Consider the following 17,286-nt stretch of genomic DNA (forward strand, 5'->3'; position numbering starts at 1 on the left):
CGCGACGCTATCGTCCCGCGCGCTCCAAGGGAAGACCTCAGCTTCTCCGCCGGAGAATATGGTCGAGCGAAATCGGCTCGGCGACGCGTACCGCGTTGCGCCCCGCGCGCTTCGCCTCGTACAGCGCCAGATCGGCTTCGGCGATCATGTCCTCGAGGCCGTTGACGCCGCCATGGCTGACGGCGAGGCCGAAGCTCGCGGTGATCCGGCCGCGCTGGACAGGATCAATAATTGTCTGTTCCAGGCTTCGTCGCAGCCGCTCGGCCACGCCTTTGGCGTCCTTCAGCGAGGTTCTCGGCAGAAGGATGAGGAATTCCTCGCCGCCCATGCGCGCCGCGACGTCATAAGGACGGAGATTATCGCGCAACACCTGGCCGATTGCAACGAGCACGTGATCACCGATTTCCTGGCCGAAATCCTCGTTGACCGATCGAAAATTGTCGAGGTCCATCAGCACCACGCTCAGCGTTTCGCGGCCGCGCTGGGCGCGCGCCAGTTCCTCGGCGCCGCGGTCGAGCATAGCCCGGCGATTGACGAGACCGGTCAGGATATCTGTCGTGGCCTGCGCCTTCAGCTTCTTCAGCGTGATGTCGAGCTCGCCGACCAGCCGCGCCACGGAATCCGACACCATGCCGATTTCGTCGTCGCCAGCCGATTCGAGCCGCGGCAGATAACCTTCAAGTCGAAAGCGGCGCAGGCCTTCGGCCAGCTCGCTGAGCGGAAGCAGGTGCCACCAGACCGCAGTCATGCACAGAATCGATCCGAAGAGCGTGGCCAAAGTCGGCCAGATCAGCACATGCAGCGGCGGCAGGCTTCCCGCCTGCATCAGCATCACCGCCAACGGCATGTGAACGCCGAGGAGGCAAACAAACGATATTTTTTGGACAACGGATGTCCCAACCCCGCGTGATACGGGTCTTCGGTTCGGAATCATTCCGAGCTCCCTCTGTTTCCAGGGCTCGTTCAAACTAAGACCGAGGCGTGAACACGCCTCTAACGAACAATATACAATTTGAACTATGCGGGAGGCTTGCGTCACTCCTGAACAGAGATTGTGACGTTCGCGTTCAGGTTTGCCTCGGTTTTACAATCGATTAAGCAGAAAGGCCTAGCCGAGGGCGCATTGAAATTCGTGCGGCCAGCTTATACACAGGCCGCATTTGCAGCGCTTCTGGCATTGAAAGGCAAGCTTATGGCCGCAGATCTCTTCCCGCTCGGCGAGGACAAGACAGAATACCGCAAGCTTTCATCCGATCATGTCTCGACGGACATGTTCAAGGGTCAGGAGATCCTGACGGTCGCCGAGGAGGGTCTGCGTTTGCTCGCCGAAGCCGCCTTCGCCGACATCAACCATCTCCTGCGCGCCGACCACCTCAAGCAGCTCGCCTCGATTCTCGACGACCCTGAAGCCACCGGCAACGACCGCTTCGTCGCCTATGATCTGCTCAAGAACGCCAACATCGCCGCCGGCGGCGTGTTGCCGATGTGCCAGGACACCGGCACGGCGATCATCATGGGCAAGAAGGGCCGCCGCGTCTGGACCGAAGGCGGCGATTACGAAGCCTTGGCGCATGGCGTCATGGACGCCTATCTCAGGAAGAACCTGCGCTATTCGCAGCTCGCGCCCATCTCGATGTTCGAGGAAAAGAACACCAAGAACAATCTCCCGGCCCAGATCGACATCTATGAAGAGGGCGTCGACGAATACGAATTCCTGTTCGTCGCCAAGGGAGGCGGCTCGGCCAACAAGACCTACCTCTACCAGGGCACGCCGTCGCTGCTGACCCATGACCGCATGGTGACCTTCCTCAAGGACAAGATCCTGTCGCTCGGCACGGCGGCCTGTCCCCCCTACCATCTCGCCATCGTGATCGGCGGGACGTCGGCGGAGATGAATCTGAAGACCGTGAAGCTCGCCTCGACCCATTATCTCGACGAATTGCCGACCGAAGGTTCGGAAAGCGGCCACGCCTTCCGCGATCTCGAGATGGAACAGGAAATCCACAAGCTGACCCAGTCGCTGGGCGTCGGCGCGCAATTCGGCGGCAAGTATTTCTGTCACGACGTCCGCGTCATCCGCCTGCCGCGCCATGGCGCGTCGCTGCCGATCGGCCTCGGCGTCAGCTGTTCGGCCGACCGCCAGGCCAAGGGCAAGATCACCAAGGACGGGATCTTCCTCGAGGCGCTGGAGACCGATCCGTCGAAATACATGCCCGACATCGACGAGAGCCGTCTCTCCGACGGCGTGGTGAAGATCGACCTCAACCGTCCGATGGCGGAAATCCTGGCGGAACTCAGCAAGCATCCGATCAAGACGCGCCTGTCGCTGACCGGCCCGATCATCGTGGCGCGCGATCTGGCGCATGCCAAGATCCGCGCGCGTCTGGAAGCCGGCGAAGGCATGCCGGACTACTTCAAGAACCACCCCATCTATTATGCCGGACCGGCCAAGACGCCGGAGGGCTATGCCTCGGGCTCCTTCGGCCCGACGACCGCAGGCCGCATGGATTCCTATGTCGACCAGTTCCAGTCCTTCGGCGGCTCGATGGTGATGCTCGCCAAGGGCAACCGCTCCCGCCAGGTGCGCGACGCCTGCGGCGCGCATCACGGCTTCTATCTCGGTTCGATCGGCGGCCCCGCGGCGCGGCTGGCCAAGGACTGCATCAAGAAGGTCGAGGTGGTGGAATATCCCGAACTCGGCATGGAGGCGATCTGGCGGATCGAAGTCGAGGACTTCCCCGCCTTCATCGTCATAGACGACAAGGGCAACGACTTCTTCAAAGAGCTCAATCTGGAATAGGCCCACCCGCCGGCAAGATATCGCAAGTGGAGATTGGAGACGCCCGGCGCGCGATCAGTGGCCGGGCGTTTCTGCGTCGCCCATTGCGGATGCGGGCTTTTGCTCCGAACGCCGGGCGACAGGCGGGCAATACGCTCGAGGACCGCGGCCGCCCGACTGTATTGAAGATCGTTAACGCTTTCCAAATACTTCAAGAATATAAGTTCATGCAAATAGACTGAGGAGTTTCCCATGACAGGTTCGCAGGGCAAGGTGCAGGTGCCGGATGTCGCCGCGCAGGTCACCTATGCGATGCGCCAGATGGGCGTCTCTCCGATGCCTCGAAACTACGAACTGTTCTATGAAGCCTATATCGGCTCCAATCCCAAACTGACCAAAGATCTGGCGGCGCTCGGCAACCGCGCCACCCAGGAAGAACTCGACGCCATCGGCGCACAGTATTTCAGTCGGCATCAGGGAAACGCCGTCGATCACGCCCATCATAAGATTGTCCGGGAACTCGAAGGACTGGTGAATATGCTTCGCCAGGAGCAGTCGTCGCTCGAAAGCTACAACAAACTGCTCGGCGAAACCTATCAGCGCATCAATTCCAAGAGCGCGGCCAGCACCGAACTGCTCACCAACGCCATTTCGCTTCTGACGGAAGCGACCGACAACACGATGACCCATGGTCAGGAAACCATGGTCGGCATGGCCAACAAGTCGCGCGAGATGGAGGACATTCGTCGTGAACTCGACGAATACAAGCGCATCGCCAATACGGATTCGCTGACGCGTCTCTTCAACCGCCGCGCCTTCGACGAAAAGCTGGCATCGATCTTCGACAGCCAGTTCGGTCGCACCACGACGTCGCTGGTGATCGGCGATATCGACCATTTCAAGAACATCAACGACTCGTTCGGCCATCCCGTCGGAGACAAGATCCTGGCGACGGTCGCCAATGTCATCCGATCGAATGTGCGCAAGGACGTCTTCGTCGCCCGCACCGGCGGCGAGGAATTCGCCATCATTCTCGAAGGCGCCTCCCAGGAAGAGGCCAGCGCCGTTTCAGAGCGCATCAGACGGGCGCTCGAATCGACGCCGTTCAAGAATTCCAAGACCGGCGTCAATTACGGCCCCGTCACCCTGTCGCTCGGTCTCTGCCTGGCGGCCGAGGCCGAAAGCCCTCAGGAGCTCTACCAGAAGGCCGACGTCGCGCTCTATTGCGCCAAGAGCAACGGCCGCAACAAGGTCATGGTGTTCGAAGACGGCATGAAGAAGGAACTTTCCAAGAGCTGGCTGCTCTATAAGAAGTAGGCGGCGCGCCACACGCGCCGCGCCGGCTCAGTCGTCGTTGCTGGCGTCGAGTTCTTCGGGACGAAGCCCATGCTCGGCCCGCCCCTTGGCCATTTCCGAAAGCGCCTTCAAGCAAGCTTCAAAACCGGTAAGATCGGTGTAGAGCGCATCGGCCGCCGCCTTATGCACGGCGACATGGCCGCCGCGCCTGACAACGCCGCCATGCATCATCAGATTGTCGATCATGTCGAAATCTTCGAGCGACAGCCCGTCGGCCCCACGCTTGTGGCCGTCTTCGCCGACGCTGATTTCGCCATTGTAATAGGCCTTGGTGCGTTCGAAGTGGTTTTCGACGACATTGGTGTAGGCGGTGACCAGCTTGCCCTGGGCGCACATATAGCCGAGTTCGAAACAGGTGCCGACATCGGCGGCGATGCCGCGAAACGGCGTGAGATTGGCGACGATCGCATCCGCGGCATCCATCATCTCTTCGTCGACCCGGCTGATCGCCAGACCGAATTCGTAGAGCGTCGGCTGCTGGGGAATGTCGAGATCGCCGGGGCAGATCGCCGTGAAGCCGTATTGGGCGCAGAGCGCCGTCTTTCTCGCCATCACCTCGCGGGCGTTGGGCAGAAACACTTCCGGCCCGGCGGTATAGATCTTCAGCGACATGGCAAACTCCTTCACTTGCTGGCGGCGACTCCAGAAGCACGACCGATGGCGATCAGTTCCGGACGATATTCGAAATGCATCGTGTCGTAGTGATACCAGCGCCCGCCCCAGATGAAACCGTGGCGTTCGAAAATTTCGACGATCTCCATGGGATATTTGTTGGCGTAGACAGGAACACGGCCCGGTTTGCCGCCCGACCATACCCAGTAATCGGCATATTTTGTGTTGAGATCGATGGCCGCGCCGAAACTGTGGACCGAAAGGTTGGGCTGCCCCGAGACCTTGCGCCAGTTGAACACGCCCGCCGACGGTGCGAGATAGGCGCGTAGATCCGGCTGGGCCGCAAGTTCGTCCCGCACCTTGGCGAGCGCCTTGTCGACGCCGTTGACGGAGGTGACCCGCAACGTTTCACCGAACCAGTCGACCGGCGACAACCTCGCCTTTATGATGTTCGCACTGTCGCCATACATGGCCTTCATCAGCGGCTCTGAACGGATGCGTCCCGGATCGGAATTCAGGGAGGGCTTGGGATCGCAGGGACCGGCCTCATACAGTTGTCGGAGACTGTCTTCGACATCGCCCTCGGCGAGCATGGCGAAATGGTCGCGCCGGACGCCGTCGTCGATCTCGATTGTCTCCCCGCCTCTGAGCGTCAGCGCATTGCCTTTCCAACCGGCGAGCGTGTCGGGATAGGCCGCGACCAGAAGATCGAGCTTTTCCGACAGTGTCAGGGCGCATGCGGGCGCGGCGGCGAACAACGCCGCCGCGCCGAGGACGAAGCCGATTTTATTCGACATTGATCTTCAGATAGACGCCGTCGTCGCCCTCCATGACCTTTACATTGATCATGACGTCGCCGTTGAGGAGCAGGCGTCGCGCCTCGCGGGTGATCGTGCCCGAGCGGACCATGCGTTCGGCGGCGGCGCGATTGTCGACAGACGAGAAGTAGCTGTCGCTTTCGTCGCCGGACTGACGCACGCGATATTTGTGAAAATTGGCGCGGTCCTGACGGATGATCTGCCAGGGCTCGCGCAGGCGCTCGCCGTTGGAATTATAGAGATCGTCTTCGCCGATATAGGCGTTGTATTCGTCGAGCACGTCGTCGGCGCGCCCCGCAACGGACATCGACATGATCGTCGTGATGGCGACGCTGGACAGGATCAACAGTTTTTTCATGGGCTTCTTCCTCAAATGAAGTCGAACTATAGCGCCGTCGGCGTTTGGCGTCGCTTGTCAGTACGGCTCAGCGGCCGACTTTATTTGGGATGAGTTAGCCTCACCGAGAAAATCACCACATGGTGTTGGCGGCGCGGCCCGGCCAGTCGCGGTCATAGGCGTCGCCGTCGAAACCCTGTTTGATGGTCTGCATCATCTGTCCCACCGTCGGCAGGCTCTTGGGGTCGAGATGCTTCTCCGCGTTCCAGAGATCGGCGCGGATTACGGCGCGGGCGCATTGGGTGTAGACCTCCTCGATCGTAATCACGATCACCGAGCGCGGATGCTTGCCGTCCATGGTGAACCGCGTCGTCATCGCCTCGTCGATCACCAGGCTGGCCTTGCCGTTGAGCCGCATGGTGGTGTTGGAGCCGGGGATCAGGAACATCAGCCCGACGCGCGGATCGCGAACGATGTTGGAGAGCGAATCGACCCGGTTGTTGCCGCGCCAGTCGGGCATCAGCACAGTCCGCTCGTCCTCGACGAACACCACCTGCCCCGCGTCGCCGCGCGGCGAGCAATCCAGACCTTCCGGCCCTACCGTCGCCAGCGCCACGAAGGGCGAGGCCTCGATCATGCGGCGATATTCCGGGGTCAGGCGATCGATCACCTTGATGATGGACGCTTCTCCGGGCTGGCCGTAAAGCGTGTTCAATTCCTCGACCGACTGCACCGTCTTCATCACCGTCTCCTTTGTTTCACAGGCAACATAGTCCGGCTTCATGACAGAACCGCGAGGTTTATGACGTTTGGGCGACAAAAGATTTGATGCGTTCGATCGCTTCGGGTGAACTGACGATGCGGCGATGGCCCCAGCCGTTCAGCCATTCCAGCCGCACCTGGGCCCCCGCCGACGCATAAGATCGCGCCGCAGCCGCCGGCACTTCCTTGTCGTCTTCGGCATGCAGCACCAGCACCGGCAGTTCGGGATGGGCGGCGAGCATGGTTTCGGCGGAAAAGGCCTGGATCGGCCGCCCCGTCAGCCGCGCCACCGAGTCGTCGAGACCTCGGCGAACCCGGGCGGAAAAGCCCAGTGTATCGGAAAAGCCGGCGAATACGTCCTTGGCCGCCACCGGCGAGCCGATGGTGACGAGCCGCTTCGGCGTCCGCCGGCGGACCAACTCCGCGGGCCCCGCCGCGACCATCGCCGCACAATAACCGCCGAAGGAGTGGCCGATCATGGCGTGAAAGTCGCCGAACCGATCCCAGGCCGCATTGATCGCCGCCATCGCCATGAGCACGTTGAGCGTCCGGCCGCTGGACCGGCCATGCCCGGGCAGATCGAGCCCGACGGCTTCGAACCCGGCCTCCCTCAGGCCGGTGATCAGCGCCTGCAGATAGTCGATGCGCGAACCCCAGCCGTGAGCCACCAGCACGCGTTTGCCATTGGCCGGGCCGATCGGCGGAAAGACATGCGCGGCCACGCGGGCGCGCGCCGTTTCGAGCATCTCGATTCGCGCCTCGGCCATGCGCGGCTGGGCGGCGGCGAACAGCGCTTTCTCCTTGTCCGTTGCCGGATCGGGGCGGGACGTCCTGCAGAACAACCACATCGCCGCATCGCCGCTCAATCGGGGAGAAATCACGCCGGCGAGATTGATCAGTTGCCCCAAGGCCTTGACGCTATATGATGACATGCCGCACCTAGAATGTTCAGTCATGAACTATAAAGTACAACAATGAACAAAAAGCAAGCCCAACCCTGGGACCACCCCCGTTTCCGCACCTGGATCGCCGTGGCGCGCGCCTGTCAGTTGATGCAACTGACACTGGCGCGCAACATCGCCCATCTCGACATCAAGCCGCCGCATCTCGACATCATGCTCAATCTCTATCGGCGCGAAGGCATTTCCCAACAGGAACTGGCGCGCAAGCTGCTGGTCGGCCGCTCCAACATGTCGATGCTGCTGCCGCAATTGGAAAAGCGCGGACTGGTCGAAAGACGCTGCGACAGCCAGGACAAGCGGGTGCTCCGCCTGTTCCTCACAGAAGAGGGCAAGGCGATCACCGAGCAGGCGATGGAGGTGCAGACCGGGCTTATCGACCAGGTGATGGCGGGCGCCTCGGAAGAGAGATGCAACGATGTGGCCGATCACATGGAAGGTATCATCGCCACGCTGCTCGCACAGGGAGATCGAGACTGATCCAAGGCGCTGCGTCGTCGGCCGCTTACCGATCCCGGCTCAAGCCTTTTTCGGCGAGTTCCGCTTCGTAAGCGGCAAACAGCCGGTCGCCGGTTTCCCCGAGTTCGCGGAGATAGCGCCAGGTATAAATGCCGCTGTCATGCAGATCGTCGAAGCCGATGCGCACCGCGTAATTGCCCTGCGGCGAGACCGAGAGGATCATGACGTCGCGCTTGCCCGGCACCGTCACCTTCTGGCCGGGGCCATGCCCCTGCACTTCCGCGGACGGCGACAGGACACGCAGCATTTCGGCAGGAAGGGAAAATCCCGCGCCGTCGTCATAGACGATGTTCAGCGTCCTGCGGTCGGTGGAAATGCGGAGTTCGGTCGGCCAATGTTCGGTCATGCGTCACCTCTCGGCCGTTCAATAGGACAAGCCATGTCGCAGGAGCAAGACATTTCGGCTTTAAATCGGTTATGCTGTCCCTATATGAACCTTGACGCAAAAGCCGAAATTCCGATGATGGGCTTCGGAGGAGCAAGCGCATGAATATCATTCCCGGTCCGATCGCGCGCGAGGCGGCAGCGCCGCCGATGATCGATCCGTTCGGCCGCATGGTGAGTTATCTCCGCGTGTCGGTCACCGATCGATGCGATTTCCGCTGCACCTATTGCATGGCGGAAAAAATGGTGTTCCTGCCCAAGAAGGATCTGCTGACACTCGAGGAACTGGAGCGGCTCTGTTCCGCCTTCATCGACAAGGGGGTCAAGAAGCTGCGGCTGACGGGCGGCGAGCCCCTGGTGCGCCACAACATCATGCATCTGATCCGCGCGCTCGGCCGCAAGATAAAGGACGGCAGTCTCGAAGAGCTGACGCTCACGACCAACGGATCGCAACTGTCGCGCTTCGCCAGCGAACTGGTCGACAACGGCGTGCGCCGCATCAATGTCTCCATCGATACGCTCGACCCGGACAAGTTTCGCCAGATCACCCGCACCGGCGATCTCGCCAAGGTCCTCGAAGGCGTCGACGCCGCCCAGAAGGCAGGCTTGAAGATCAAGATCAACGCCGTTGGCCTCAAGGATTTCAACGACCGGGAACTGCCCGAGATCATGCGCTGGGCGCATGGCCGCGGCATGGACATGACCGTGATAGAAACCATGCCGATGGGCGAGATCGAAGAAGACCGCACCGATCGCTACCTGCCGCTCTCCGTGCTGCGCGCCGCTCTCGAAAGCCGCTTCACGCTGAAAGACATTCCCTTCCGCACCGGCGGCCCTGCCCGCTATGTCACGGTCGAAGAGACCGGCGGCCGTCTCGGCTTCATCACTCCGATGACGCATAATTTCTGCGAGAGCTGCAACCGCGTGCGGCTGACCTGCACCGGCACGCTCTATATGTGTCTCGGGCAGGAAGACGCCGCCGATCTGCGCGCCGTGCTTCGCGCCAGCGACGACGATGCGGTCCTCTCCGCCGCGATCGACGAAGCGATCCGCCGCAAGCCGCGCGGCCACGATTTCATCATCGACCGGACGCATAACCGTCCTGCGGTGTCGCGCCATATGAGCGTCACCGGCGGGTGACGTGCGTGCGATCCCGCGTCCAACTCCCTTGCGAATGCGCACTCGACCTATAGCGGGATTTTGAGGCGATGCCGACAATCGGCCACCGTCACCCGCAGATCAGACCACGATCGAGATCGGCGGCCGATCCTGCGAATACGTTGCATGTGTGGCGCGATATCGACCTGACGCTACGTTAACCGTATAATTTAGCGAAAACTTGAACCATCACGAGTAGGACTCTCTTTAAACAACGAGGGGATTGCGATGATGGATCTCGCGGCGGATGCCGGCAGTCAGTTCATACGCCGTTTGATTCTGCCGCTCTGCGCCCTCATAGCAGGCTTGATCGTCCTGGCCTTCGCCGGTCTGTTGTGGATCGCGGACTACCAGACGCAGGTGGCCGTGCGTCATCAATCGCGGCTGGCGCGGCATGCGCTGCAGGTCCAGGCGGAGCGCCTCGGGCCGAGCGCATCCGACTATGGCTATTGGGACGACGCCGTCGCCAATATCGTCGACAAACCCGATCTCGCCTGGATGCGCGCCCAGATCGGCGCCGGCCCGGAACAGACGCTGGGACTGGATTTCTCCTTCGTCATCGGTCCCGACGGCGAAACCATCTATTCCTATGTCAAGGGCAGCCGGCAGAACGGCGAACGCGTCATCGACCTTCCCCACGCCTTCCGCTTCGCCTATCGCGCCTGGCTCAAGAACCCGACCAAGACCTTCGCGGCGGTCATACCGTATCAAAGCCAAGCCGTGACAATTGCGGTGGCCCCGGTGGCTTCCGTAACGGACGTTCGACGACCGGCCACCGGCTATTCCATCGTCTTCGTCGATCGCTTCGACGACGCCGCGCTCGATCGTCTCGAGCAGAATTTCGATCTCGACGATCTCAGGCTCTCCAATATCGCCGAAGAGGCGCCGCATCCCGATTCCGCCGTCGAAATCCGCGGCAATTCCGGCGATGCGCAGAAGACGTTTCTCATCTGGAACCCGTCGCGGCCCGGCGACCAGATGTTGCGCATCGTCATGCCGTTTTTCGCTGTTCTGGTGTTGGCGCTGGCTGCGCTCGGCCTCTTGCTGGCGCGGTTCATCAGCAATTCCAGCCGGCTGATCTCCGATCGGGAACAGCGCGCCGGCTCCGACAGTCTGACGGGCCTCGCCAATCGAGCGCGATTGAACACCGAACTCGAAGACGCGGTGCGCCGCGTATCGCGCGGCTTCAGCGGCATCACCGTCATGTATATCGACCTCGACGGCTTCAAACAGGTCAACGACCGGTTCGGTCATGCTTGCGGAGACGAGTTGTTGCAGGAGGTGGCGCGGCGATTGAAGGACTGTCTGCGGACCAACGATCTCGTCGCGCGTCTGGGCGGCGATGAATTCGTCGTCTTGATGACCGGCTGGATCGAGCGCAGCTACATCCAGGCCATCGCCGCGCGCATTCTTCTGTCGATCGGCAATCCCATCGCCTTGTCGACCGGACAGGACGCCCATATCGGCTGCTCGATCGGCATCGCCGACTCCTGGGAGCCCGACGTCACCGCGCAGGGGCTGCTCAAAGCAGCCGACGCCGCGTTGTACGAAGCCAAGGCCGCGGGCAAGAATACGCTGCGATTCCATCACGGGTTCGCCGCCTCGCCCGATCAGCATGTCGATATTCGGTACGCAGCCGTCTGACGAAAACTTCGTCGCGGATCTGGCTCCATCGCCTCTTTCGGTCTAGAGGCGAAGCGTCTCGCGCAGAACAGCGCGGCGACGATGGACGAAGCGTCTTCTCGACGGAGGCGTTTCCTGCTGGAGTGGATCGTTGCCCGATAATCGCAATTTACGCGGTGCCTTGTTGATGGCTCTCGCCATGGCGGGCTTCTCCCTGAACGACGCCATGGTTCGGCTGGTCGCCGCTCACATGAACACCGGCCAGATCATGCTCCTGCGCGGCGCGATGACGACGCTGATCATCGGACTTTTCGCCTGGCGCATGAGGCCGGCGTTCTCGCCGTCGATGTTGCGCGACCGCGCCCTGATGCTCCGTACGCTCTGCGAAGCGCTCGCGGCGATCGCCTATGTCCATGCGCTCGGCCTGATGCCGCTTTCGAACGCCGCTTCGATCATGCAAGCGCTGCCGCTCGTGGTCACCATGGGAGCCGCGCTGTTTCTTGGTGAAAAGGTGGGCTGGCGGCGCTGGCTGGCGATCAGCGCGGGCTTTTGCGGCGTGCTGGTGATCATCCGCCCCGGCGGAGACGGCTTCACCGTCGCCTCGCTCATCGTCATCGCCAGCGTCCTGACCGCCGCCGCCCGCGACCTCGCCACCAAACGCATCATGCCGGGCGCGCCCACGCTTCTCGTCTCGGGCGCGGCCTCCGTCGCCGTCACCGTCAGCGGCGCGCTGCTCGTCGAGCCGATGGGCGGCTGGCGCACGCCCGACGTCACGGATCTGGCGGCGTTGGGCTTCGGGGCGTTGATGCTGTTCACCGCCTACCAGACGCTGATCATGGCCATGCGCACCGGCGACATCTCCTTCATCGCCCCCTTCCGCTATACCAGCCTGTTGTGGTCGATCCTGCTCGGCGTCGTCTTCCTGGGCGAGCGGCTGGACATGTGGATCATCATCGGCTCGGGGATTGTCGTCGCCGCCGGCGTCTATATGTTCTACCGCGAAAACAGGCTGCGTCGGCTGACAGCGGCCGCGAGCCAACCCCTGTAGTGAGCATGCCATGCATAAGCCATCGCCCTGCCCGGGCGTCATACTCAGCGGCGGCCGATCGTCGCGCATGGGCCGACCGAAAGCGCTGCTGCCTTTCGGAGCGGGTCGACTCATCGATCACGTCGCGGCGCGGCTCGCGCCGCAGGTCGACGCGATCGTGGTCAACGCCAACGACGCCGCGATCGATCTGACCGGCGCACTTGTGATACCGGATCTGTCGCCTGATTTTCAGGGGCCGCTGGCAGGATTGCAATCGGCTTTGGCCCACGTCGTCGAAGCTCATCCCGACGCGAGCCACGTCGCGGTGGTCACGGTCGACTCGCCCTTCTTCCCGCCCGACCTGTTCGATCGCCTGGGGGCGACGCTCGAAGGTGATGACGACGTGGCGCTCGCGGCGTCGGGCGGCCGCATGCATCCTGTCACCGGACTCTGGCCGACCGCGCTCCTGCCTGCGCTCGACGCCTGGCTGGCGGCGCCACCGACACTCAGGGTCCGCGCGTTTCTCGAAGGAAAGGTGAAGCGGGTCGTGCATTTCGATCCGGTCCCGACCGCCGCCGGAATGATCGACCCGTTCTTCAACATCAACACGCCGGAAGACCTCTCGGAGGCGCTTCGCCATCTCGGTGCGGCATCGTCGGAAGAATGCGCATGACGAAGAACCAACCGAAAATCTTCGGCGTCACCGGCTGGAAGAATTCCGGCAAGACCGGCCTGATGGTGCGGCTGGTGCGCGAACTGACGGCGCGCGGCTATCGCGTCTCGACCGTCAAGCACGCGCATCACGATTGCGACGTCGACAAGCCCGGCGCCGATTCCCACCAGCATCGTAAGGCCGGCGCCCAGGAAGTGGCGCTGGTCTCCGGCGCGCGCGTTGCGCTGATGCAGGAGTTGCGCGGCGCGCCGGAACCGAGCCTCGACGATATCCTCGCCCGGCTCGCGCCGTGCGACATCGTGCTCGTCGAAGGCTACAAGCGCGAACCGATCCCGAAAATCGAGACGAGGCGGCGCGACGCAAGGAGCACGGAACCGCTCGCGCCGTTCGATCCGCAGATCCTGGCGGTCGCGTCGGACCACGCGCCGGACACCGACGGCCCGCCGCGCTTCGACCTCGACGACACGCAGGGGCTCGCCGAGTTCATTCTCCGCCATCTCGAACTCCCCGACACCGGCCACGGACGGTGAATACAGCCATCCCGGCGCAAACCTCATGAAAGACCGAGAAACCACCATGAACGACCGTCCCGCCCGCCCCGAGATTTCAGGCGAACTCACCCTGCGCACGCTGGCCATGCCCGGCGACGCCAATGCCGCGGGCGATATTTTCGGCGGCTGGGTCATGGCGCAGATGGACCTGGCCTGCGGCATTCGCGCCGCCGAACGGGCCCATGGCCGCGTGGTGACCGCCGCCGTCAAGGAGATGGCCTTCCAGTTGCCGGTGAAGATCGGCGATACGCTGTGCATCTATACCGATATCGTCAAGGTCGGCCGCAGCTCGATCACGCTCAATGTCGAAGCCTGGGCCCAGCGCTACCTCTCTCCGCATATGGAAAAGGTCACGGACGCCACCTTCGTGATGGTGGCGCTCGATCAGGAAGGCAAACCGACGGCTGTGCCGGAAGAGTGATCTTGCTCGGCAAGCAACGCGCGCCAGCGCCGCAGCGGCAGGCGATCGGGGCTATGCAACCGGATGCCGATCCGCGCGTTTTGCGGCCAGCCGTCTTGACCGCGCCACAGAGGAGGCAGATCAAGGCGGCAAATCGCTGTCCATGAGGGATTCTCCATGTCTGGTCCGTTCAATCTCCCCGCCCTTCTGCCGATCGGCATGCTGTTCCTGTCCAACATCTTCATGACCTTCGCCTGGTACGGACATCTCAAACACAAGACTACGTCGATCGTGCTCGCAATCGTCGCATCCTGGGGGATCGCATTCTTCGAATATTGTCTGGCCGTGCCCGCCAACCGCATCGGCAGCGCCCACTATTCGACGGCTCAGCTCAAGACCATGCAGGAAGTCATCACGCTGGTCGTGTTCGTCGGCTTTTCGGTGTTTTGGCTCAAGGAGAGCGTCACCGTCAACCAGATCATCGGCTTCGCGCTGATCGCGCTCGGCGCATCCTTCATCTTCCGTTCATGACGGTTCTGATATCCGCAAATTCGTCTGATTTCGAGGCCAGAACAGCGTCAATCATGTAGTCGAGGAGTTGCTCCATGTCCTTGTCCCGCGCCACGATGAGCGCCATCCGCTTCGGTTACGGCCTGCGACCCGGGGAGACCGGACCGACCGGACCGGAGGATCTCATGAGGCAACTCGACGCGGCGCGGAAAGAAGCGCTGCGGTTTCCGGTCGGAGGCCTCGAACAACGGCGCGCCGACATCGAGGCGCTCGATCGCGAATTCGCCAAACTGAACAAGATTCCCAAGGACGAGCGTCCGGTGGCGCGGGGCAAGATCATCGACAAGGCGCGCATTCTCTACAATATCGACCTCCATGCGCGCATCGAACAGGCCGCCTTGTCGCCGAATGGTTTCGCGGAGCGGCTGGCGATGTTCTGGGTCAACCATTTCTCGGTTTCGGCTCAGAAGTCGAAGACCCGATTCTATGTGGCGCTGTACGAAGCCGAAGCGCTGCGGCCCGCCATGACGGGCTCGTTCCGCGAGTTGCTGCGCGCCGCCATCCTTCATCCGGCGATGTTGACCTATCTGGATCAGGTGCGGTCGATGGGTCCGAATTCTCCCCGCGTGAAGGAAAACGATAAAAAAGGGCTTAACGAGAACCTCGGCCGCGAACTGCTGGAACTTCACACATTGGGCGTCGACGGCGGCTACGGTCAGGACGACGTGCGCAATGCCGCGCTGGTGCTGACCGGGCTCAACGTCAATGGCCGGGGCGAGGTCGTCTATCAGCGCCAGCGCGCAGAACCCGGTCCAATCGAGGTTCTCGGGAAATCCTATGGCGGGCCGCGCCGCACCATTAAAGACATCGAAGCGATGCTCGATGACCTCGCCGCCGCCCCTCAGACCCGGCGTCATATCTGTCGCAAGCTCGTCGTTCATTTCGTGTCCGACAAGCCGCCGACGGAACTCGTCGAGGCCATGACGCGCGCCTGGGAAAAGACGGACGGGGACCTGCGTTCCGTTTACCAGGCGATGCTCGACCATCCCGCAGCCTGGGCCAATCCCAGCGAGAAGGCGCGCCAGCCCTTCGATTTCGTCGTCGCAGGCCTGCGGGCCACGCTCGCAGATGAGCAGGACTTTGCAGTGCCTCCGGCCAAGGCGAAGGCGATGACGGAACCGGAGATGGACGAGCGCGAAACCGCGGCACCCGGTCCCGCAGCCAAGACGGCGGACGCCGACGACGAGATGATGATGTCGGACGACAAGATGACGCCGGCGGAACGCAAGAAGGCCGAGCGGGCCAAGCGCGCCCGCATTCCGCATAATCCGCTCACGGTGCGCGCCTTGCGCAATCTCGGTCAACCGATCTGGCAACCGTCGAGCCCGGCGGGCTTTCCGGAGGGGTTCGACGCCTGGGTTTCCGCCAGCCAGATCACCGGCCGCATCTCCTGGGCGCAGCGGCTCGCCCGCCGCCGCGCCGGGCAGACCGATCCGGTCAAGTTCCTCAAGGTCGTGTTGGCCGACGCCGCCCGCGACGACACGATCACCATCGTGTCGCAGGCGCCGAACCGCGCCGCAGGCGTGGCGCTGACGCTCGCCTCCCCCGAATTCAACCGTCGCTGACGAAAGGACTGAGGACCATGGAAAAGATCGCCCTGAGCCGGAGAACCTTTCTCGCCGGCGCCTGCTGCGCCGCCGCCTCGCCCGCCTTTACGCCGCTGTCCTTCGCCGCCGCGCCGGGCGACAAGCGCATGGTCACCATCGTTTTGCGCGGCGCGCTGGACGGGCTGCACCTCGTGCAACCCTATACCGATCCGCTTCTGGCGCGCTACCGCCCCGACCTCGCGCTCGATCCGTCCAAGGGCCTGCTGGATCTCGACGGCCGCTTCGGCCTGCATCCGCTCGCCAAGGACCTGCTGCCGCTTTGGAAAAGCGGCGATCTCGGCTTCGTTCACGCCGTGTCCACTCCCTATCGCGACACCCGCAGCCATTTCGACGGTCAGGACATTCTCGAATCCGGCGGCGACAGCCCTTCGGACGAAGAGACGGGCTGGCTGAACAGGGCGATCAGCAGCATTCGCAATGTCGACATGCGCAAAGCCATCGATGTCAGCGCATCCTCGGAACTCATCCTGACCGGTCCGAATCCGGTCGACACATGGTCGACGCGTTCGGATCTCGACATGGGCTCCGACGAGGCCGCCTTCTTCAAGCGGCTCTACGCCAACGATCCCGCCTTCTCGCAGGCATTCGCCGAAGCCACCGGCGCCGACGCGCAAAGCGACACGATCTTCTCCACCGGCGCCCGCGCGGACAACGCCGCAAGCGTCGCCCGACTGACGGCGGGCATGCTGAAGGACAAGTATCGCATCGCCAATTTCTCGGTCGGCGGTTGGGACACGCATATCGCCCAGACCAACGTCTTCAAAAATCCGTTGAAGAATCTGGTGGCGGCGATCGTGACGCTCAAGAAGGAAATGGGGCCGGACATCTGGTCGAAGACCGCCGTGTTGGCGATGACGGAATTCGGCCGCACCGTCCGCCAGAACGGCTCGAAAGGCACCGATCATGGCACCGGCGGGGTGGCCATCCTCGCCGGCGGAGCGATCCGCGGCGGCAAGGTTTACGGCAAATGGCCCGGTCTGTCGGAAGACGCGCTGTTCGAAAATCGCGACCTGATGCCGACCATGGACGTGCGGGAAATCGCCGCCTCGCTGCTCAATGCGCAATTCGACATTTCGGGCGGCGACCTCTCGACCAAGGTTTTTCCTGGATTGGACGTCGCCAGCGCGCGCCCCGCTTATCTGCGCGGTTGA

The 17,286-nt window shown here is 62.6% G+C and carries 19 protein-coding genes; 12 read left to right on the forward strand and 7 right to left on the reverse strand.

What is annotated here, in order from left to right:
- Positions 1 to 37: 37 nt before the first annotated feature.
- Positions 38 to 847, reverse strand: a complete 810-nt coding sequence (locus OCK01_RS01885) for a GGDEF domain-containing protein (RefSeq protein WP_263822449.1) — start codon at positions 845 to 847, stop codon at positions 38 to 40.
- A 345-nt stretch (positions 848 to 1,192) separates the two neighbouring features.
- On the opposite strand from OCK01_RS01885, the gene OCK01_RS01890 reads away from it, so the two are divergent.
- Both OCK01_RS01890 and OCK01_RS01895 read left to right on the forward strand, forming a co-directional pair.
- Entirely contained in the window at positions 1,193 to 2,800 is a 1,608-nt protein-coding gene (locus OCK01_RS01890) for a fumarate hydratase (RefSeq protein WP_263822450.1), read from the forward strand.
- 231 nt (positions 2,801 to 3,031) lie between these two features.
- Positions 3,032 to 4,096 carry a GGDEF domain-containing protein gene (locus OCK01_RS01895; protein WP_182829228.1) on the forward strand — a complete coding sequence of 355 codons (1,065 nt, stop codon included), beginning with the start codon at positions 3,032 to 3,034 and terminating at the stop codon, positions 4,094 to 4,096.
- Positions 4,097 to 4,123: 27 nt separating this feature from the next.
- Here OCK01_RS01895 and OCK01_RS01900 read toward each other — a convergent pair whose 3' ends face one another.
- The 5 genes from OCK01_RS01900 to OCK01_RS01920 all read right to left on the reverse strand — a co-directional run bounded on the left by OCK01_RS01900 (position 4,124) and on the right by OCK01_RS01920 (position 7,596).
- Positions 4,124 to 4,747, reverse strand: a complete 624-nt coding sequence (locus OCK01_RS01900; RefSeq protein WP_182829227.1) for a nucleoside 2-deoxyribosyltransferase — start codon at positions 4,745 to 4,747, stop codon at positions 4,124 to 4,126.
- A gap of 11 nt (positions 4,748 to 4,758) precedes the next feature.
- Positions 4,759 to 5,544, reverse strand: a complete 786-nt coding sequence (locus OCK01_RS01905) for a M15 family metallopeptidase (RefSeq protein ID WP_263822451.1) — start codon at positions 5,542 to 5,544, stop codon at positions 4,759 to 4,761.
- Positions 5,534 to 5,923, reverse strand: coding sequence for a hypothetical protein (locus OCK01_RS01910; protein WP_263822452.1), 390 nt, complete (start codon positions 5,921 to 5,923; stop codon positions 5,534 to 5,536). The genes OCK01_RS01905 and OCK01_RS01910 overlap by 11 nt, the downstream gene beginning before the upstream one ends.
- A 112-nt stretch (positions 5,924 to 6,035) precedes the next feature.
- Positions 6,036 to 6,644 carry a pyridoxamine 5'-phosphate oxidase family protein gene (locus OCK01_RS01915; RefSeq protein ID WP_182829225.1) on the reverse strand — a complete coding sequence of 203 codons (609 nt, stop codon included), beginning with the start codon at positions 6,642 to 6,644 and terminating at the stop codon, positions 6,036 to 6,038.
- 58 nt (positions 6,645 to 6,702) lie between these two features.
- A complete protein-coding gene (locus OCK01_RS01920) occupies positions 6,703 to 7,596 on the reverse strand; it encodes an alpha/beta hydrolase (protein ID WP_263822453.1) in 894 nt (297 codons plus the stop codon).
- 42 nt (positions 7,597 to 7,638) lie between these two features.
- Here OCK01_RS01920 and OCK01_RS01925 point away from each other — a divergent pair, with 42 nt between their 5' ends.
- The gene (locus OCK01_RS01925) at positions 7,639 to 8,103 is read left to right on the forward strand and encodes a MarR family winged helix-turn-helix transcriptional regulator (RefSeq protein ID WP_263822454.1); all 465 of its coding nucleotides are present in this window, start codon (positions 7,639 to 7,641) and stop codon (positions 8,101 to 8,103) included.
- Between the two features lie 25 nt (positions 8,104 to 8,128).
- Here the strand turns inward: OCK01_RS01925 and OCK01_RS01930 are convergent, their stop codons facing one another.
- Positions 8,129 to 8,488 (reverse strand): DUF971 domain-containing protein, encoded by a 360-nt coding sequence (locus tag OCK01_RS01930; RefSeq protein ID WP_263822455.1) that lies wholly within the window; start codon positions 8,486 to 8,488, stop codon positions 8,129 to 8,131.
- A 140-nt stretch (positions 8,489 to 8,628) separates the two neighbouring features.
- Between OCK01_RS01930 and moaA the strand changes: the two genes are divergently transcribed.
- The 9 genes from moaA to OCK01_RS01975 all read left to right on the forward strand — a co-directional run bounded on the left by moaA (position 8,629) and on the right by OCK01_RS01975 (position 17,286).
- Positions 8,629 to 9,666, forward strand: a complete 1,038-nt coding sequence (gene moaA, locus OCK01_RS01935; protein ID WP_263822456.1) for a GTP 3',8-cyclase MoaA — start codon at positions 8,629 to 8,631, stop codon at positions 9,664 to 9,666.
- A gap of 246 nt (positions 9,667 to 9,912) precedes the next feature.
- Positions 9,913 to 11,328, forward strand: a complete 1,416-nt coding sequence (locus OCK01_RS01940) for a diguanylate cyclase domain-containing protein (RefSeq protein WP_263822457.1) — start codon at positions 9,913 to 9,915, stop codon at positions 11,326 to 11,328.
- Positions 11,329 to 11,458: 130 nt separating this feature from the next.
- Entirely contained in the window at positions 11,459 to 12,355 is an 897-nt protein-coding gene (locus OCK01_RS01945) for a DMT family transporter (protein ID WP_263822458.1), read from the forward strand.
- Positions 12,356 to 12,365: 10 nt separating this feature from the next.
- Positions 12,366 to 13,007, forward strand: coding sequence for a molybdenum cofactor guanylyltransferase MobA (gene mobA / locus OCK01_RS01950; RefSeq protein WP_263822459.1), 642 nt, complete (start codon positions 12,366 to 12,368; stop codon positions 13,005 to 13,007).
- On the forward strand, positions 13,004 to 13,537 hold the full coding sequence (mobB, locus tag OCK01_RS01955; RefSeq protein WP_263822460.1) for a molybdopterin-guanine dinucleotide biosynthesis protein B: 534 nt from the start codon (positions 13,004 to 13,006) through the stop codon (positions 13,535 to 13,537). Before mobA ends, mobB begins: the two co-directional genes overlap by 4 nt.
- 46 nt (positions 13,538 to 13,583) lie before the next feature.
- Positions 13,584 to 13,979 (forward strand): acyl-CoA thioesterase, encoded by a 396-nt coding sequence (locus tag OCK01_RS01960; protein ID WP_263822461.1) that lies wholly within the window; start codon positions 13,584 to 13,586, stop codon positions 13,977 to 13,979.
- Positions 13,980 to 14,135: 156 nt separating this feature from the next.
- Positions 14,136 to 14,489 (forward strand): DMT family protein, encoded by a 354-nt coding sequence (locus OCK01_RS01965; protein WP_182829215.1) that lies wholly within the window; start codon positions 14,136 to 14,138, stop codon positions 14,487 to 14,489.
- 74 nt (positions 14,490 to 14,563) lie between these two features.
- Positions 14,564 to 16,093 carry a DUF1800 domain-containing protein gene (locus OCK01_RS01970; RefSeq protein ID WP_263822462.1) on the forward strand — a complete coding sequence of 510 codons (1,530 nt, stop codon included), beginning with the start codon at positions 14,564 to 14,566 and terminating at the stop codon, positions 16,091 to 16,093.
- 17 nt (positions 16,094 to 16,110) lie between these two features.
- On the forward strand, positions 16,111 to 17,286 hold the full coding sequence (locus OCK01_RS01975) for a DUF1501 domain-containing protein (protein ID WP_182829214.1): 1,176 nt from the start codon (positions 16,111 to 16,113) through the stop codon (positions 17,284 to 17,286).

Origin of the sequence: Rhizobium sp. TRM95796, from assembly GCF_025779995.1 — a bacterium.
GTDB lineage: Bacteria > Pseudomonadota > Alphaproteobacteria > Rhizobiales > Rhizobiaceae > Rhizobium_E.

What these genes read in the sequence shown, in the direction of transcription:
- mobA (WP_263822459.1), top strand. Translation starts at nt 12,366, where the DNA reads ATGCATAAGCCATCGCCCTGCCCGGGCGTCATACTCAGCGGCGGCCGA.
- OCK01_RS01890 (WP_263822450.1), top strand. Translation starts at nt 1,193, where the DNA reads ATGGCCGCAGATCTCTTCCCGCTCGGCGAGGACAAGACAGAATACCGC.
- OCK01_RS01965 (WP_182829215.1), top strand. Translation starts at nt 14,136, where the DNA reads ATGTCTGGTCCGTTCAATCTCCCCGCCCTTCTGCCGATCGGCATGCTG.
- OCK01_RS01885 (WP_263822449.1), bottom strand. Translation starts at nt 847, where the DNA reads ATGCCGTTGGCGGTGATGCTGATGCAGGCGGGAAGCCTGCCGCCGCTG.
- OCK01_RS01900 (WP_182829227.1), bottom strand. Translation starts at nt 4,747, where the DNA reads ATGTCGCTGAAGATCTATACCGCCGGGCCGGAAGTGTTTCTGCCCAAC.
- OCK01_RS01975 (WP_182829214.1), top strand. Translation starts at nt 16,111, where the DNA reads ATGGAAAAGATCGCCCTGAGCCGGAGAACCTTTCTCGCCGGCGCCTGC.
- OCK01_RS01905 (WP_263822451.1), bottom strand. Translation starts at nt 5,544, where the DNA reads ATGTCGAATAAAATCGGCTTCGTCCTCGGCGCGGCGGCGTTGTTCGCC.
- OCK01_RS01910 (WP_263822452.1), bottom strand. Translation starts at nt 5,923, where the DNA reads ATGAAAAAACTGTTGATCCTGTCCAGCGTCGCCATCACGACGATCATG.
- OCK01_RS01970 (WP_263822462.1), top strand. Translation starts at nt 14,564, where the DNA reads ATGTCCTTGTCCCGCGCCACGATGAGCGCCATCCGCTTCGGTTACGGC.
- OCK01_RS01930 (WP_263822455.1), bottom strand. Translation starts at nt 8,488, where the DNA reads ATGACCGAACATTGGCCGACCGAACTCCGCATTTCCACCGACCGCAGG.
- OCK01_RS01895 (WP_182829228.1), top strand. Translation starts at nt 3,032, where the DNA reads ATGACAGGTTCGCAGGGCAAGGTGCAGGTGCCGGATGTCGCCGCGCAG.
- OCK01_RS01920 (WP_263822453.1), bottom strand. Translation starts at nt 7,596, where the DNA reads ATGTCATCATATAGCGTCAAGGCCTTGGGGCAACTGATCAATCTCGCC.
- OCK01_RS01960 (WP_263822461.1), top strand. Translation starts at nt 13,584, where the DNA reads ATGAACGACCGTCCCGCCCGCCCCGAGATTTCAGGCGAACTCACCCTG.
- OCK01_RS01940 (WP_263822457.1), top strand. Translation starts at nt 9,913, where the DNA reads ATGATGGATCTCGCGGCGGATGCCGGCAGTCAGTTCATACGCCGTTTG.
- OCK01_RS01925 (WP_263822454.1), top strand. Translation starts at nt 7,639, where the DNA reads ATGAACAAAAAGCAAGCCCAACCCTGGGACCACCCCCGTTTCCGCACC.
- OCK01_RS01915 (WP_182829225.1), bottom strand. Translation starts at nt 6,644, where the DNA reads ATGAAGACGGTGCAGTCGGTCGAGGAATTGAACACGCTTTACGGCCAG.
- mobB (WP_263822460.1), top strand. Translation starts at nt 13,004, where the DNA reads ATGACGAAGAACCAACCGAAAATCTTCGGCGTCACCGGCTGGAAGAAT.
- moaA (WP_263822456.1), top strand. Translation starts at nt 8,629, where the DNA reads ATGAATATCATTCCCGGTCCGATCGCGCGCGAGGCGGCAGCGCCGCCG.